Annotated in this window: 16 protein-coding genes; 9 read left to right on the top strand and 7 right to left on the bottom strand. The window is 55.3% G+C overall.

Annotated elements, in window-relative coordinates; genetic code table 11:
• Nucleotides 1-82: 82 nt before the first annotated feature.
• Nucleotides 83-1,141 (bottom strand): rod shape-determining protein, encoded by a 1,059-nt coding sequence (locus ACZ5CE_RS13975; protein WP_464575511.1) that lies wholly within the window; start codon nt 1,139-1,141, stop codon nt 83-85.
• A gap of 118 nt (nt 1,142-1,259) precedes the next feature.
• Between ACZ5CE_RS13975 and gatC the strand changes: the two genes are divergently transcribed.
• The 3 genes from gatC (at nt 1,260) to gatB (ending at nt 4,659) form a co-directional block, all read left to right on the top strand.
• Nucleotides 1,260-1,547 (top strand): Asp-tRNA(Asn)/Glu-tRNA(Gln) amidotransferase subunit GatC, encoded by a 288-nt coding sequence (gatC, locus tag ACZ5CE_RS13970; protein WP_464575510.1) that lies wholly within the window; start codon nt 1,260-1,262, stop codon nt 1,545-1,547.
• A 59-nt stretch (nt 1,548-1,606) separates the two neighbouring features.
• Nucleotides 1,607-3,061, top strand: a complete 1,455-nt coding sequence (gene gatA / locus ACZ5CE_RS13965) for an Asp-tRNA(Asn)/Glu-tRNA(Gln) amidotransferase subunit GatA (protein ID WP_464575509.1) — start codon at nt 1,607-1,609, stop codon at nt 3,059-3,061.
• An 83-nt stretch (nt 3,062-3,144) separates the two neighbouring features.
• Entirely contained in the window at nt 3,145-4,659 is a 1,515-nt protein-coding gene (gene gatB / locus ACZ5CE_RS13960) for an Asp-tRNA(Asn)/Glu-tRNA(Gln) amidotransferase subunit GatB (protein ID WP_464575508.1), read from the top strand.
• 14 nt (nt 4,660-4,673) lie between these two features.
• Here the strand turns inward: gatB and ACZ5CE_RS13955 are convergent, their stop codons facing one another.
• A complete protein-coding gene (locus ACZ5CE_RS13955; protein WP_464575507.1) occupies nt 4,674-4,847 on the bottom strand; it encodes a hypothetical protein in 174 nt (57 codons plus the stop codon).
• A 190-nt stretch (nt 4,848-5,037) separates the two neighbouring features.
• Nucleotides 5,038-5,781: a pteridine reductase gene (locus ACZ5CE_RS13950; protein ID WP_464575506.1), complete on the bottom strand. Its 744-nt coding sequence runs from the start codon at nt 5,779-5,781 to the stop codon at nt 5,038-5,040.
• A 54-nt stretch (nt 5,782-5,835) separates the two neighbouring features.
• Here ACZ5CE_RS13950 and ACZ5CE_RS13945 point away from each other — a divergent pair, with 54 nt between their 5' ends.
• From ACZ5CE_RS13945 to ACZ5CE_RS13930, 4 genes are all read left to right on the top strand, one after another.
• Nucleotides 5,836-7,020: a class I SAM-dependent methyltransferase gene (locus tag ACZ5CE_RS13945; protein WP_464575505.1), complete on the top strand. Its 1,185-nt coding sequence runs from the start codon at nt 5,836-5,838 to the stop codon at nt 7,018-7,020.
• 431 nt (nt 7,021-7,451) lie between these two features.
• Complete coding sequence (locus ACZ5CE_RS13940; protein ID WP_464575504.1) at nt 7,452-7,805, top strand: hypothetical protein; 354 nt, start codon at nt 7,452-7,454, stop codon at nt 7,803-7,805.
• Between the two features lie 2 nt (nt 7,806-7,807).
• Entirely contained in the window at nt 7,808-8,218 is a 411-nt protein-coding gene (locus ACZ5CE_RS13935) for a hypothetical protein (RefSeq protein WP_464575503.1), read from the top strand.
• Nucleotides 8,219-8,362: 144 nt separating this feature from the next.
• The gene (locus ACZ5CE_RS13930) at nt 8,363-8,797 is read left to right on the top strand and encodes a CBS domain-containing protein (RefSeq protein WP_464575502.1); all 435 of its coding nucleotides are present in this window, start codon (nt 8,363-8,365) and stop codon (nt 8,795-8,797) included.
• Nucleotides 8,798-8,845: 48 nt separating this feature from the next.
• On the opposite strand, the gene ACZ5CE_RS13925 is transcribed toward ACZ5CE_RS13930, so the two are convergent.
• Nucleotides 8,846-9,412 (bottom strand): TMEM165/GDT1 family protein, encoded by a 567-nt coding sequence (locus tag ACZ5CE_RS13925; RefSeq protein ID WP_464575501.1) that lies wholly within the window; start codon nt 9,410-9,412, stop codon nt 8,846-8,848.
• Between the two features lie 297 nt (nt 9,413-9,709).
• Between ACZ5CE_RS13925 and ACZ5CE_RS13920 the strand changes: the two genes are divergently transcribed.
• Together ACZ5CE_RS13920 and coq7 are read left to right on the top strand one after the other, a co-directional pair.
• A complete protein-coding gene (locus ACZ5CE_RS13920; protein WP_464575500.1) occupies nt 9,710-11,086 on the top strand; it encodes a (Fe-S)-binding protein in 1,377 nt (458 codons plus the stop codon).
• A gap of 140 nt (nt 11,087-11,226) precedes the next feature.
• Nucleotides 11,227-11,853: a 2-polyprenyl-3-methyl-6-methoxy-1,4-benzoquinone monooxygenase gene (coq7, locus tag ACZ5CE_RS13915; protein WP_464577535.1), complete on the top strand. Its 627-nt coding sequence runs from the start codon at nt 11,227-11,229 to the stop codon at nt 11,851-11,853.
• On the opposite strand, the gene ACZ5CE_RS13910 is transcribed toward coq7, so the two are convergent.
• From ACZ5CE_RS13910 to ACZ5CE_RS13900, 3 genes are all read right to left on the bottom strand, one after another.
• A complete protein-coding gene (locus tag ACZ5CE_RS13910; RefSeq protein WP_464575499.1) occupies nt 11,841-12,299 on the bottom strand; it encodes an OsmC family protein in 459 nt (152 codons plus the stop codon). The two genes, coq7 and ACZ5CE_RS13910, sit on opposite strands and share 13 nt — an antisense overlap.
• A gap of 357 nt (nt 12,300-12,656) precedes the next feature.
• A complete protein-coding gene (locus ACZ5CE_RS13905; RefSeq protein ID WP_464575498.1) occupies nt 12,657-13,442 on the bottom strand; it encodes a YdcF family protein in 786 nt (261 codons plus the stop codon).
• Nucleotides 13,443-13,606: 164 nt separating this feature from the next.
• Entirely contained in the window at nt 13,607-13,918 is a 312-nt protein-coding gene (locus tag ACZ5CE_RS13900) for a c-type cytochrome (RefSeq protein WP_464575497.1), read from the bottom strand.
• Nucleotides 13,919-13,931: the final 13 nt, after the last annotated feature.

Genomic DNA, 13,931 nt, shown 5'->3' with positions numbered 1-13,931 from the left:
GAAGGCCGGCAGAATGATGCCTGTCAGGCGTGCGGTCCAGGGCCTGTTAACCCCTGTTTCGCGCCCGCATTGTTAACAGGCCCTAGTCACTTGCAAATATGCTTACCAGCTGATCCATGTTTTCAAGTGCTATCCCCGACCCGCGAACGACACAGGTCAGCGGATCCTCCGCGATTATCACGGATAATCCGGTCTCTTCCATCATCAAGCGATCGATATCGCGCAGCAACGCGCCTCCGCCGGTCAGCACCATGCCTTTTTCCGCAATGTCCGCGCCCAGCTCGGGCAAAGTATGCTCCAGGGCGGATTTGACGGCGCTGACGATATTGTTGAGCGGCTCAGCCAAGGCTTCAAGAATCTCATTGCTGGAAATAGTAAAGCTTCTCGGAATCCCTTCCGCCAGATTGCGTCCCTTGACTTCCATTTCGCGTACTTCCGACCCTGGAAATGCAGAGCCGATTTCCTTCTTGATCAATTCGGCGGTGACCTCGCCGATCAGCATACCGTAGTTGCGGCGTATGTAATTTATGATGGCCTCGTCGAACTTGTCTCCCCCGACCCGTACAGAGTTCGAGTAAACGATTCCTCCCAACGATATCACGCCAACTTCCGTTGTGCCTCCGCCAATATCCACCACCATGGAGCCGGTAGCCTCTTCCACGGGCAGGTTTGCGCCAATAGCCGCAGCCATTGGCTCCTCGATCAATTCCACCTTGCGGGCCCCGGCGCCGTAGGCTGCTTCGCGAATGGCGCGGCGCTCGACCTGCGTGGAGCCGTAGGGAACGCAGATCACGATTCGTGGATTGGCGGCAAACAGTCGCGGGGGATTCACTTTTTTGATGAAGTGCTTCAGCATTTGCTCGGTAACGGTAAAGTCAGCGATTACGCCGTCCTTCATGGGGCGGATGGCGGTAATATTACCGGGAGTGCGCCCCAGCATCTGCTTCGCTGCCAGGCCTACCTGCTGGATCAGCTTCTTGCCATTAGGCCCACCATCCTGGCGAATCGCCACTACCGAGGGTTCGTTCAGCACGATGCCTTGCCCGCGCACATAGATCAAAGTATTGGCAGTCCCCAGGTCGATGGCCATATCGGTCGAGAAATAGCCTTTCAATATGTTATTGTTGATGAAATTAATCATGGTTACGGGATCCGTTGGAGACGACGATAAGGGCGCGTGAAAAGAATGCGTCATTCAGGTCGGCTATGATACTCTATTAGCTATTTGAATATAAGGGTTATAAGCCTTTGGAGGATGAATGTCGCTGTCTCTGGACGAGGTGAAACGCATTGCAAATCTTGCCCGCATTGAAGTTGTTGAGGAGGAGGGAAGCGCCATTCTCGCTCAGTTGACGGACATCTTCAGCTTGATCGAGCAGATGCAGGCAGTGGATACCTCAGCGGTGTCGCCCATGTCCCACTCGCAGGATGTCAGGCAGCGCCTGCGGGAAGATGCGGTAACCGAGATGGATCAGCATGAATTGTTCCAGTCGATTGCTCCGCAGGTGGAAATGGGGCTTTATCTGGTGCCGAAAGTTATCGAGTAACCGCATATGCGGCCCTCGAATTATCTTCGCCCCTTAACGAGTCCTGTTCCACAAATCCCATGTTGAATTTCAGCCTCAGGCAGCTTTCCGCGCTGCTCGCATCAAAAAAAATTTCCAGCGCCGAATTGACGGGTGAATTTCTCCAGCGTGCGCGCTCGCTGAATTCCGAATACAACGCTTTTATCACACTCGACGAGGAGGCGAGCCTGACCCAGGCCCGTGCCGCAGATGCCGCTATCGCAGCCGGCCGGGCGACTCCGCTCACAGGCATTCCTGTCGCGCAAAAGGACATCTTTTGCACCAAGGGATGGCGCACGACCTGTGGATCGAGGATGCTGGCAAACTTCATTTCTCCCTATGACGCCGATGTGATCGAACGGTTCAATGCGGCGGGTGCGGTAACCATCGGCAAGACCAACATGGATGAATTCGCCATGGGGTCGAGCAATGAGACGTCTTTTTATGGTCCTGTTAAAAATCCGTGGGACACGGCAGCCGTGCCCGGCGGGAGCTCGGGCGGCTCAGCCTGCGCGGTTGCAGCGCGCATGGCCCCTGGCGCAACGGGCACCGACACCGGCGGCTCCATTCGCCAACCCGCCGCGCTATGCGGTATTTCGGGACTCAAGCCCACCTATGGCCGGGTTTCACGTTATGGCATGATTGCCTTTGCTTCCAGCCTGGATCAGGGTGGGCCCATGGCCAAGTCGGCGGAAGACCTGGCATTGATGCTCAACGTCATGGCCGGGTTCGATGCGCGTGATTCGACCAGTTTACAGCGTGAAACGGAAGACTATACCCGTATTCTGGAGAAGCCGCTGGAGGGCTTGCGCATCGGCCTGCCAAGAGAATATTTCGTCAAGGAAATAAATGATGACGTAGCGCGTGCCGTGGATGACGCGCTGGCGGAATATCGCAAGCTGGGGGCAAAGACGGTGGAGGTATCCCTTCCCACTACAAAACTGTCCGTTCCGGTTTATTACGTGCTGGCTCCTGCGGAGGCATCGAGCAATCTTTCGCGCTTCGACGGGGTCCGGTATGGCTACCGCGCTCCGGATTATGCCGATCTCAATGACATGTACCGGAAAAGCCGTGCCCAGGGTTTTGGCGCGGAGGTGAAGCGCCGCATACTCATCGGCACTTATGTATTGTCGCATGGCTACTACGACGCGTATTACATCCAGGCACAGAAACTGCGCCGCCTCATTGCGCAGGATTTTACCGAGGCGTTCGCCCGGTGCGATATCATCATGGGACCAACCTCTCCCACGGTGGCTTTCGATCTCGGCGAGAAAAGCAGCGATCCGGTACAGATGTATCTGTCGGACACTTACACGATTGCCGTCAATCTTGCCGGATTGCCCGGCATGTCCATCCCTGTCGGGTTTGGATACAAGAACAGGCCGGTAGGACTGCATCTCGTCGGAAACTATTTTGCGGAGGCTCGGATGCTGAACGCGGCGCACCAGTATCAGCTGGTAACGGATTGGCATATGCGCACGCCCATCCGGGCCTGATCCGGAATTCGCGCCGCACTTCCGCCGGCCCCGGCTCTTGCAGGCATCGATGCACGTTTTTTCCCCGGAGCACCGGGTAAAGTTTGAAGGGAATCCAAATGCAGTGGGAAACGGTAATCGGGCTCGAGGTGCATGCCCAGCTCTCGACGCGATCGAAAATATTCTCCGGCGCATCGACCGCCTATGGTGCGTCCCCCAATGCGCAGGCGTGCACGGTGGATCTTGCCCTGCCGGGTGTATTGCCGGTACTGAACCATGGAGCGGTCGAACGCGCCATCAAGCTGGGCCTGGCGGTGGGCGGCAAAATCAATTCCCCTTCGATTTTTGCGCGGAAGAATTATTTTTATCCCGATTTACCCAAGGGTTATCAGATCAGCCAGTATGAGATGCCGGTGGTCGAAGGCGGCAGCATCAGGATTCGGGTTCCGGGAGCCAGCGGAGCCGATGGAGGCGAGAAAGTGGTGCGCCTTGTGCGGGCGCATCTGGAGGAAGATGCGGGAAAGTCGTTGCACGAAGATTTTCATGGAATGACTGGCATCGACCTGAACCGGGCTGGCACGCCCCTGCTCGAGATCGTGTCGGAACCAGACATGCGCAGCAGCACGGAGGCGGTGGCTTACGCGAAAACATTGCACTCGCTGGTGCGCTGGATCGGCATTTGCGATGGAAACATGCAGGAGGGCTCGTTCCGTTGCGACGCCAACGTTTCCGTGCGTCCCCGCGGCTCCGACAGGCTTGGCACGCGCTGCGAAATAAAAAACCTGAACTCGTTCCGCTTTCTCGAAAAGGCCATCGATTATGAAGCAAGGCGGCAGATCGAGCTCCTCGAGGACGGGGGAACCGTCCAGCAGCAAACTCGCCTCTATGATCCCGAACGGGATGAAACCCGCGCCATGCGCAGCAAGGAAGATGCACAGGATTACCGCTACTTCCCCGATCCCGATTTGCTGCCCCTCGAAATCTCGCAGAGCTGGATCGCCGAATTGAAGGGTGCGATGCCCGAGCTGCCGCAAGACATGCGGGTGCGGCTCGAGCGAGACTATGGACTTTCCGGCTATGACGCGGCGAACCTGACCACCGATCGGGAGACCGCCGAGTATTACGAAATGGTTGTGAGCCAGCTTCCTTCCGACCCGAAGCTTTGCGCCAACTGGGTGACCGGCGAGATTTTTGGCTATCTCAACGACGAAGGGAAAAGTTTCGGCGACTGCCCGCTTTCGCCGGCACAGTTTGCCCAGCTTCTGGTTCGTATCAAGGATGGAACTATATCGGGAAAAATCGCCAAGGAAGTATTCAGGCAAATGTGGGCGAAAGCGAGTGAGCCGGCATCAGGATCGGGCAGCAGAAGCCAACGGGGCGTTGAAAATCTGGCTGACGAAATCATCGAATCCCAGGGACTGAAACAGATCTCGGATTCGGGTGAACTGGAAAAGCTGATAACCAGGGTTATTGCCGAAAATTCCAGATCGGTGGATGAGTTCAGGGCTGGCAAGGAAAAAGCGTTCAACGCCCTGGTCGGTCAGCTGATGAAAGCTGCCAAAGGCAAGGCCAACCCGGCACAGGCAAATGAGATCTTGAAGAAAAAACTGATAGGGTAAGTGGTAGGGCGGGCTCAGGCATGAACCTTCGCATATTGATGAGCATTAAAAATAAATGCCGGAGCTTTTTCCTTATTCAACCCGCGGCTGCTCTTTTCCGGCAGCTGTCGCACGATGAAGCCATTTGCGATGTCAAGCTCATGTGAGCGAATAGAAGTGGTGTGAACGATTAGAACGTCAAATGACAATCCATCCCTCCGGTTTGAAGATCAGAAGCACGTATCGCCGCTAGTCTGTGCTTGTACGATCCCCGCGCCAAGACTTCTGTCGGGCTGCAGTTCATAGACTCGCATAATCTGGTCCTGCTACAGTTCCAAATCCGGCAGTCTGCCATTTTTTATTCCTACGATCCATAGAGAGTTCGCTACAAAGGGGAATTTAGGATAAATTAATGCTGCGCCCGCCATCTACATTGATGATCTGTCCGGTGACATAGGGAGCATGGGCGATAAGGAACAACACGGTTTTGGCGATATCTTCGGGTTCGCCCGTGCGTTTCAGGATAGTCCTCTCGATGATATGCCGGCGTGCTGCTTCCTCCTTCCACTCGCCGTCTTCAGGCCACAGGATCGGGCCTGGAGAAACGCCGTTCACGCGAATGTCCGGCCCCAGTTCCAGCGCCAGCGATCTCGTAAGCGCTGCGAGACCTCCCTTTCCGGCGGTATATACGGCATATCCTTTTAATGGCCATTCAGAGTGAATGTCGACGATATTCACGATGCAGCCCTGCTGCTTCCTCAGCAGCGGCGCAGCGGCTTGAGAAAGAAACAGGGGGGCCTTCAGGTTGCTGCCGATAAGGTCATTCCACATTGTTTCGGTAATTTCCCCTAGGGGCGTGGGGAAAAAGCTGGAAGCATTATTGACAAGCGCGTCGAGCTTTCCGAAATGGCTTGCCGACTCTTCCATCAGGCCCGGCAGCCGGCTGATATCGAGCAAATCAGCTTGGACCAGGGCTACCGAACCGGGACGAAGCCGGTTAAGCTCCCCCTGCAGGGCCTGTGCATTCTGGCCGGAGCTTCGGTAGTGCACGATCAGGCTGGCGCCGTGTGCATGCAATTCGCGGCAGATAGCCGCACCCACGCGCCTGGCGCCGCCCGTAACGAGTATCGCTTTCCCTTGCATCGTTATCTCCTCTACACTTGCGCGTCCTCCATCACTTACGGGTAGCATAGCGCCATGCGCAAACTCCCGCCACTACCTGAGCCGGGTCAAGCGGCTCTCGGCCATAGCCGCGCCCTCCAAAGGCTGATCCAGGCGGAAATTGCCGCTGCGGGCGGCTGGATTTCCTTCGCGCATTACATGCAACTGGCGTTATACGTGCCCGGCATGGGGTACTACAGCGGCGGCGCGGCGAAGTTCGGACAAGCGGGAGATTTTGTGACCGCCCCGGAAATTTCCTCGCTGTTCGGTCGAGCCTTGGCCCGGCAGGCGGCCCAGGTACTCCGTCTTATCGATGAAGAAGCGGATATTCTGGAGTTCGGCGCAGGCACGGCCAAACTGGCGCTCGATCTGCTGCTTGAGCTGGAAAAGCTGGGAAGCCTGCCGGCGCGCTATTTCATTCTTGAAGTGAGCGCGGAGTTGCGGCAAAGGCAGCGGCGTTTGCTGGAAGAGCATGCGCCGCATCTGTTGCCTCGCGTCGTCTGGCTGGAACGCCTTCCGAGCGAGTTCAAGGGATTGATGTTCGCCAATGAAGTGCTCGATGCTATGCCGGTGCACCTGGTCGCCTGGCGCGAAACCGGCCTGTTCGAGCGTGGCGTCATATGCCGGGATGGCGAGTTTCAATGGATGGAGCATCCTCTCGAAGAGGGAGAACTATTGGCTGCTGCAAAAGAGCTGAGGCCCCTGGTCGAGGCTGGCGAAGGTGCCGGGTATATCAGCGACCTCAACCTTTCCGCATGCCATTTTATTCGTGGCCTCGCGCCCATTTTACAAAAAGGCGCGATACTGCTCATCGATTACGGTTTTGGAAGGGGCGAGTATTATCACCCCCAGCGCAGCCGCGGAACGCTGATGTGCCACTATCGCCATCATGCCCATGATGATCCGTTTTATCTTCCAGGCTTGCAGGATATTACCGCTCATGTCGATTTCAGTGCTATCGCAAATGCGGGTACGAGTGCTGGCCTCGTTTTGCTCGGTTATAACACTCAGGCACATTTTCTCATCAATTGCGGCATAACCGACATTCTGGCGCAGATTCCTCCCGAAAATCCCCGGGATTACCTCCCGCTGGCGAGTCAGCTGCAAAAACTGGTGAGTCCCGCCGAAATGGGAGAATTATTCAAAGCCATCGCTTTCGGCAGAAGCATGCGCACTCCGCTTCTCGGGTTTACCAGTGGCGACAAGAGCCGTTTGCTATAGGTCCGTGCCACTGTTTAAGCGGACTGGGAACGAAGCCGATGAGGGTTTGCGGCCCTGGTGGCCCATCAGTTGTCATATACGATTGCGCGCTGAATCTAAATTTAGCCCGCTCGCGTAGTGGAATAACGATCTGAACGGCAGTTTTGCTTCACAGCAGCCGATATCTCACCGGCCAACATTCAGACTGGGAAGCACACTATAACAAATCGGATTTCTGTCGCCCCTTGCGGGAAGGCGTGATGATGGATTAAGGAGAATATTTTACTTTTCGAGAGGGGTGGGGTAATAATAAAAAAGCAATGCTTTGAAGGCAAAATTCAAGGCGTAGGGTTTGCATGAAGTCTATCGGCCTGTTTTTTTGTAATTGAACTGAATTACCGATTTCATGCTTTTTCTTACAATCATTCAAATTCACTATCTGGAGGAGAACAATGATGCGGATATCACATGTCCTGGCGGTTTCTCTTGTTTTTAGCTGCTATGTCCCGGGCGCACTTGCCGCCGATGCCTCAGTCGCGATCTCATCCCCTGTGAATGGCGCCAAATTCAATCCTAAGGAAGATATCAACATCGATTACGATGTGAGTCTCGGAGATAAAGGCGATCATACGCACCTTTACGTAGACAAAAATGAAGCGGTGACGTTGCGTGGATTAAAAGGTAAGCACGCATTGGGGAAACTCTCGTCGGGTGAGCACGAAATATGCATCAAGGTGGTCAATAAGGCGCATACCCCGATCGGTGCACAAAAATGCATTAACGTCAGCGTGGGGCCGGCCACATAATTGTGTTTGAAAACCTTAGCTATGCCATCATGCAGCTGGTGCACAATTTTGGCGCCGCTGCCGTGGTGGGTGTAGCCATTTTTGCCATATATCCAGCGGCGCAACCCATCCCGATCCAGCGCAAGTTTGCATGGCTGGTCGGTTTAAGCTGGACTGCTCAAGCATTAAGCGGAGTGGGTTTCGGTGCAGTCAGCTATTATTTTTATGAAAAACTGCCCGATTTACACGGGCTGGCCTTCGCTGCACTGTTGATCAAGATCATGTGCGCGGCGGGTGGCGTTAGTATTGCCATAATGTATCTACGCCAGGCCGCCGGCTGGACCACGGAACAACGCAGCGTCGCCTGGAAATTGCTCGCTGCGCTAGGTGTGACAGCACTGGCTGCAGCCGCTTTTTTGCGCTGGTTTGCCTGATTCAATGCTATCTCATTCTGCTTTCAGGATACTGGTGGCGAGCAGGCATCGGCAGCGTGGAGCAGGTATTGGGCTGCCAATGACGTGCTATCATTAATCACTGCTTTCCGAAAAAATGACACGGGGCAAGGAGGGGCACATACGATGGCAACCGTAAAGCAGCTATTGCAGGGCAAAGGGTTTGATGTTGCAAGCACCGGCCCGGATGACTCCGTGTATGATGCGATGCGATTGATGGCTGCTAAAAACATTGGCGCACTGCTGGTGCTTGAGGCGGGGGAACTGGCAGGCATCCTTACCGAAAGAGATTTTTCGCGCAAAGCGTATCTGCTGGATAAGAATGCGAAAGATATCCGGGTAAAAGAAATCATGACCACGCAGGTCGCATATGTCGATCCCGACTATACCAGCGAAGATTGCATGGCTCTGGTCACGCAGATGCGGGTACGCCATTTGCCGGTGCTGGAAAATAATAAAGTGATCGGCATCATTTCAATCGGCGACCTGGTAAAAGACGCGATCTCGGGCCGGGAGTTCATCATCGATCAGCTCGAGCGATACATTCAGGGAATTCGCTGACTCGGGTTGCACAGATAGGGGTGCGGCGCCTGTCTTCTGGCAGAGGCATCAATATGATGCTGCTCCGCTGGCTAGCGTCCATAAGCCCATCAGCACAAACGAAGCCGCCGCCAGCCATCGCACCAGTTTCATGTTGATCCGTTCAGCCAGCGCCTGTCCGATCCAGACCGCGGGCGTGTTGGCGAGCATCATGCCTAGAGTCGTCCCGAACACCACCGGTACCATTGCGTCATAGTGCGCTGCCAGCGCCACCGTCGCGAATTGTGTCTTGTCCCCCATTTCCGCCAGAAAAAATGCCACAAGAGTGGTCGCAAAAATGCCAGCGCCAAAAACGCGAGGCTGCGCATCCAGCGTGTCCGGCTTCAATGCCCACAAACCGCAGCCGATGAATGATAGTCCGACTATCCAGCTCAGGGATTCGGCGGTAATCAAGTCAGCCACCCAGGTTCCGAGCCAGGCCGCGAGCGCATGATTGAGCAACGTGGCGGCAAGAATACCAGCCATGATGGGATAGGGTCGGCGCAGTTTTGCGGCGAGTACAAACGAAAGAAGCTGTGTCTTGTCACCGATTTCCGCCAGGGCGACCAGCAGGGTTGAGGTAAAAAAAGCTTCCAAGATGGGAAAATTCCAATGAAAGGAAGGGGGGAATTGTAGCGTGGATCTCCTGTCTGATACCTTTCTCTGCCATGAGCCATATAAAACCAGGGTTCAGCGTCCAGGCATTCTTTTTTTGGTTTATGGCTGTAATCTGCAAAGATTTTTCGAGGGACGAATGGTCGATGCGAGTCACGTGCTGGCCGGAATTGTGTTGCACTCCTCCCTCATGGGCGGGCAGGCCGAAGGGTCTTTCCAATGTCAGAAGTCGGAAGTGCCAGCAGGAAACATCAGTGGATTTTTTTCAGCCGAACCATCATGACGCCTTCTGATCCACTGCCGGATTTTTCCGCCGATTCCCTGCTTGCAGAAGCCAACCGCTGTGTTTCATGCGGCCTTTGTCTTCCACATTGCCCCACCTACAAGTTGACGCAATCCGAGGCCGATTCGCCACGCGGCCGCATTGCATTGATAAGCGGCGCTGTCGAGGGCCGAATTCCAATGAATGCCCGCTTCGCGTTGCATATGGACCGCTGTCTTACATGTCGCGCATGCGAAGCGGTCTGTCCGAACCATGTAGGCTTTGGGCAATTGATGGATGGAAGCCGCGCAATGATGAAATCCGTACCCCTCGATCCAGGCAAGGAGCAGCCGGAGAGGAAAAAATCAGGATTAAGGCGGTGGGTGGAGAAAGAATTGATTGCCCGGCCTTCACGAATGGATTTATTGCGGCCGCTCCTACGCTTTTACCAGCAAAGCGGGTTGCAGCACGTATTGCGCAAATCCGGCTCGCTGGGAGAGACACGGTTTGCGCTGCTGGAGGCGCAGTTGCCGCATGTGGGGAGGCCAGAGGGCGGAGCCAGATCCTGGCGACCCGTTTATCCCTCGATAGGCAAGTACCGAGGGGAAGTAGGTTTATTCCTCGGTTGTGTCGCCCGGCTGACCGACGTTGAGACGATCAACGCCGCAATATTCGTGCTCAATCGATTGGGCTACACCGTCCGCGTGCCCCCGACGCAGACCTGTTGCGGCGCACTGCATCAGCACGGCGGCGACAAGCGGACGGCGGAGCAGTTGGCGCGTCAGAACATGGAAGCCTTCGATGAACCGGGACCCAGTGCGATTATCAGCACAGCATCGGGCTGTGGCGCACAACTGTCGGAATATGCTGCCATGTTCTCGTCGGCCTCATCAGGTCCCGCTCGATCGGGAAGCGCAGAATCTCCCATGGATGCATCCAAATGCCAGCACGACCGTTTCGTTGAAAAGGTGTTCGATATCAGCGAATTTTTGGTGACTGCAAAGGGATGGGACGGTGTCAGGCTTGCCCCATTGCCGCATGCCATTGCTGTGCATGAGCCATGCAGCCTGCGCAATGTGCTTCGGGCTTCCCGCCATGCCTATGCGTTGCTGACGCGCATTCCGGAAGCCCGGATCTTGCCGCTTGGCGGAAATGATCAATGCTGCGGCGCTGCCGGGACCTACTTTCTCGACCAGCCCGAAATGGCGCAGGCATTGCTCCACGATAAGCTGGCTGCGGTGGAGGCAAGCGGCGCACGGTATCTCGCTACGTCCAATATCGGCTGCGCCATGCATATCGCGGCTGGATTGCGCCGGGAGGCTCAGGAGCCAGGTTTCGAGATTGAAGTGTTGCACCCGGTTACATTATTAGCGCGCCAGATGAGTATAATCTGATTATCCTGAATCCGGCAGTTGTAGCGAACTCACCATATTGGGTGAACGTCGAGTACCGCGGAAAGTTTTTGTGGATCATGGCTCTAAACTGGAAACGAGTGGTCAATCGCCGGATTCAGGATCACATTACGGAGCTCGCCATGCCAAATCTGGATAAATTCATCATTGGTTTCGATCGTGCGTTGCGAACATTGCTGGCCCCGGCACAGACATTGAGGCCGGTTCCGGGTACCGAATTACCGGAAGCCGAGTTGAACGATTGGGAGAAACGCGAGGCAAGTGCTCTGATGCGGGTCAATCACGTGGGCGAGATTTGCGCGCAAGCGCTATATCAGGGGCAAGCACTGACCGCGCGCGAGACAGAAGTTCAGGATACTCTCACCCAGGCGGCGCGCGAGGAAACAGAGCATCTTGCATGGACCGAAAGGCGTATCTCCGAGCTGAACGGGCGCAAGAGCTTACTGAACCCCTTGTGGTACACGGGTTCGTTCGCCATTGGCGCATTTGCCGGCATGCTGGGCGACAAATGGAATCTCGGATTTCTCGCCGAAACGGAACGCCAGGTCGAAGTCCATCTGGCAGGTCATTTGAAGCGCCTGCCGCCTCATGACCGGAAAAGCCGCGCCATCGTTTCCCAGATGCAGATCGATGAGGCCGGGCACGCCACCTCGGCGATATCGCATGGCGGCGTGGAGTTGCCGGGGCCTGTGAAACTGGCGATGAAGCTGGGTTCGAAAGTCATGACCAAAACCGCTTATTGGGTCTGATCGATATCCTGAATGCCGCCGCCGGAATTTTCGGTCTCGATGATTTCGAAGTCGTGTGTCAATTCCGCGGTCTTGCTCAGCATGATCGAAGCCGAGCAGTATTTTTTGGCGGACAGGTTTATTGCGCGCTCGATCTGTTCCGGTTTCATCCTTTTCCCGCTCAGGATAAAGTGGAAGTGGATGCGTGTGAACACCTTGGGATCTTTGGCAGCCCGTTCCGCTTCGATTTCCACCACGCAATCGGAGATCTCCTGCCGGCTTTTTTTCAGGATCAATAGCACGTCCACCGCAGTGCAGCCCCCGGTCCCCATCAGGAGCATTTCCATGGGCCGGGGACCGAGATTCTGGCCGCCCGCTTCCGGCGGTCCGTCCATCAGGATTTCATGCCCACTGCCGGATTCGGCGAGGAAACTCATTCCGTTCCGCCATCTGATACGTGCTTTCATGTCAATTCCTGAACCTTTTTGTAAGCTATTTTAATCCCTTTCGGAAAAAAGCAGAATTTCCGCCGTACTAAGGAAGCGCTGAACAAATCCTCGCTGAGCGCGTTGCTGGTAAAATCGGGATAATCATAAGGCGCGCGACGCAGGTCGTAGCTTGGACTACGATGCCAAGGAGCGCAACGTCATGAGCGCCCGATTTTACCGCAACCCTTGTGGGACGGGGATTTGCCGGCGGTCTGCCTTGTCAGGCTCCTGGCGAAGGGGATCAACCATTCGCGTCGTCGCCTTTCGCGCATCCCATCCCGCAAAGCCACCGCCGCGCCAGCGGAGATTTATTCAGCGCTTCCCTAATTCAGAAGATCAGTTAGCAGTATGATCAGAACGTTCGTGAAGACGCCTGAGATCCCGGCTAACAGGAATCAGGCGATACCACAGTATTCCAAAGATCTCATGGAAATACAGCCAGCTTTTTTGCAGCGCGTTTGCCGTGGGGATAAATGACATCAGCCCTGTCCTGTATCGGGTGGTAAACGCAGTAGGGGCTGGGGTGACATTGAATCCGGCCTGCTCGAATTCGCGTATTGCTCTTGGCATATGCCAGGCGTGGGTAACGAGCGCGATGTGATCAATGCCATCTTTTTTCAATATCGCAAAGCTTTTGTATGCGTTTTCCCGTGTGTTTCTTGAAGTTTTTTCCACCCAACTCACCGGCACCCGAAATTCTTCTTCCAATACCGTTTTCATCTGTACGGCTTCCGAAAAGCCATTGCCCTGCTCCGTACCGCCTGTTGTCAGTATTGGCTTGCCTGTGCGCCGGTAGAGCCGCGCCGCATAGCGAACACGCTCCAGGCTCAAGCGCCCCACGGTGTGCGCATCGTATTCCGGTGGGCTGAAATAGGTATCGGCGCCCAGCACTACAATAGTCTGTACACTGGTATCGAAGGGATGGCGCTGGGGTAGTGTTTCCAGGCTGTGAAGCAGACCTTCGGCAACAATGGGAGTGGACAGCAGATAAAGCAGGGCCAATGCCAAGGTCACCAGTGCCTTGCCGAGTCCGGGGCGGTGTTTGAGAAGCGCGATTCCCGCCATGCCCAGCAGAATCAGATTCGATGGGGGAAGCAGAAGCGCGCTGAGCAGGTTTCTCACGAGCTGGTCTATAGGTGAATCTGCCGCAGGGGGGGGGCACTAATCAGAGCGGCATGGTCATTGCCATCGGTATTCGATTACATCATATTATTCGCTGGTTTTTGCGATGGCAAATAAAAAAGCCGACGCGTCGATGCGTCGGCTCTTTTGAAGGTCAGATTGCTTTATTTAAGAGACAGAACCCACTGCACCAGGGTTTTTGCCTCCGCGTCATTCACGTTAGTATTCGGCGGCATCGGAACCGGGCCCCAAACGCCTTGGCTTCCTTTCTTCACCTTGTCTTCCAGACGAGCTTGGGCGCCCGCGTCATCCTTGTACTTGGCTGCGATGTCTTTCAGCGCAGGTCCGACCAATTTTTTGTCAACCGTGTGACAGTTCGTGCAACCTTTGGCTTTCGCCAAGTCCGCGCTCGCTTGCGCGGTACCCACCATTAACAGGGCTGATGCTGCAACCATTCCCATCCAGACAGCTTTCATTCTCGCTCCTTTA

It is taken from the genome of Nitrosospira sp. TNL200 (assembly GCF_055386305.1).
The sequence above is the reverse complement of the archived record's forward strand: the minus strand, read 5'-3'. Positions and strand labels throughout refer to the sequence as shown.

What these genes read in the sequence shown, in the direction of transcription:
- gatA (WP_464575509.1), top strand. Translation starts at nt 1,607, where the DNA reads ATGTTGAATTTCAGCCTCAGGCAGCTTTCCGCGCTGCTCGCATCAAAA.
- ACZ5CE_RS13950 (WP_464575506.1), bottom strand. Translation starts at nt 5,781, where the DNA reads ATGCAAGGGAAAGCGATACTCGTTACGGGCGGCGCCAGGCGCGTGGGT.
- ACZ5CE_RS13930 (WP_464575502.1), top strand. Translation starts at nt 8,363, where the DNA reads ATGGCAACCGTAAAGCAGCTATTGCAGGGCAAAGGGTTTGATGTTGCA.
- ACZ5CE_RS13940 (WP_464575504.1), top strand. Translation starts at nt 7,452, where the DNA reads ATGATGCGGATATCACATGTCCTGGCGGTTTCTCTTGTTTTTAGCTGC.
- ACZ5CE_RS13900 (WP_464575497.1), bottom strand. Translation starts at nt 13,918, where the DNA reads ATGAAAGCTGTCTGGATGGGAATGGTTGCAGCATCAGCCCTGTTAATG.
- ACZ5CE_RS13975 (WP_464575511.1), bottom strand. Translation starts at nt 1,141, where the DNA reads ATGATTAATTTCATCAACAATAACATATTGAAAGGCTATTTCTCGACC.
- coq7 (WP_464577535.1), top strand. Translation starts at nt 11,227, where the DNA reads ATGCCAAATCTGGATAAATTCATCATTGGTTTCGATCGTGCGTTGCGA.
- ACZ5CE_RS13945 (WP_464575505.1), top strand. Translation starts at nt 5,836, where the DNA reads ATGCGCAAACTCCCGCCACTACCTGAGCCGGGTCAAGCGGCTCTCGGC.
- gatC (WP_464575510.1), top strand. Translation starts at nt 1,260, where the DNA reads ATGTCGCTGTCTCTGGACGAGGTGAAACGCATTGCAAATCTTGCCCGC.
- ACZ5CE_RS13920 (WP_464575500.1), top strand. Translation starts at nt 9,710, where the DNA reads ATGACGCCTTCTGATCCACTGCCGGATTTTTCCGCCGATTCCCTGCTT.
- ACZ5CE_RS13910 (WP_464575499.1), bottom strand. Translation starts at nt 12,299, where the DNA reads ATGAAAGCACGTATCAGATGGCGGAACGGAATGAGTTTCCTCGCCGAA.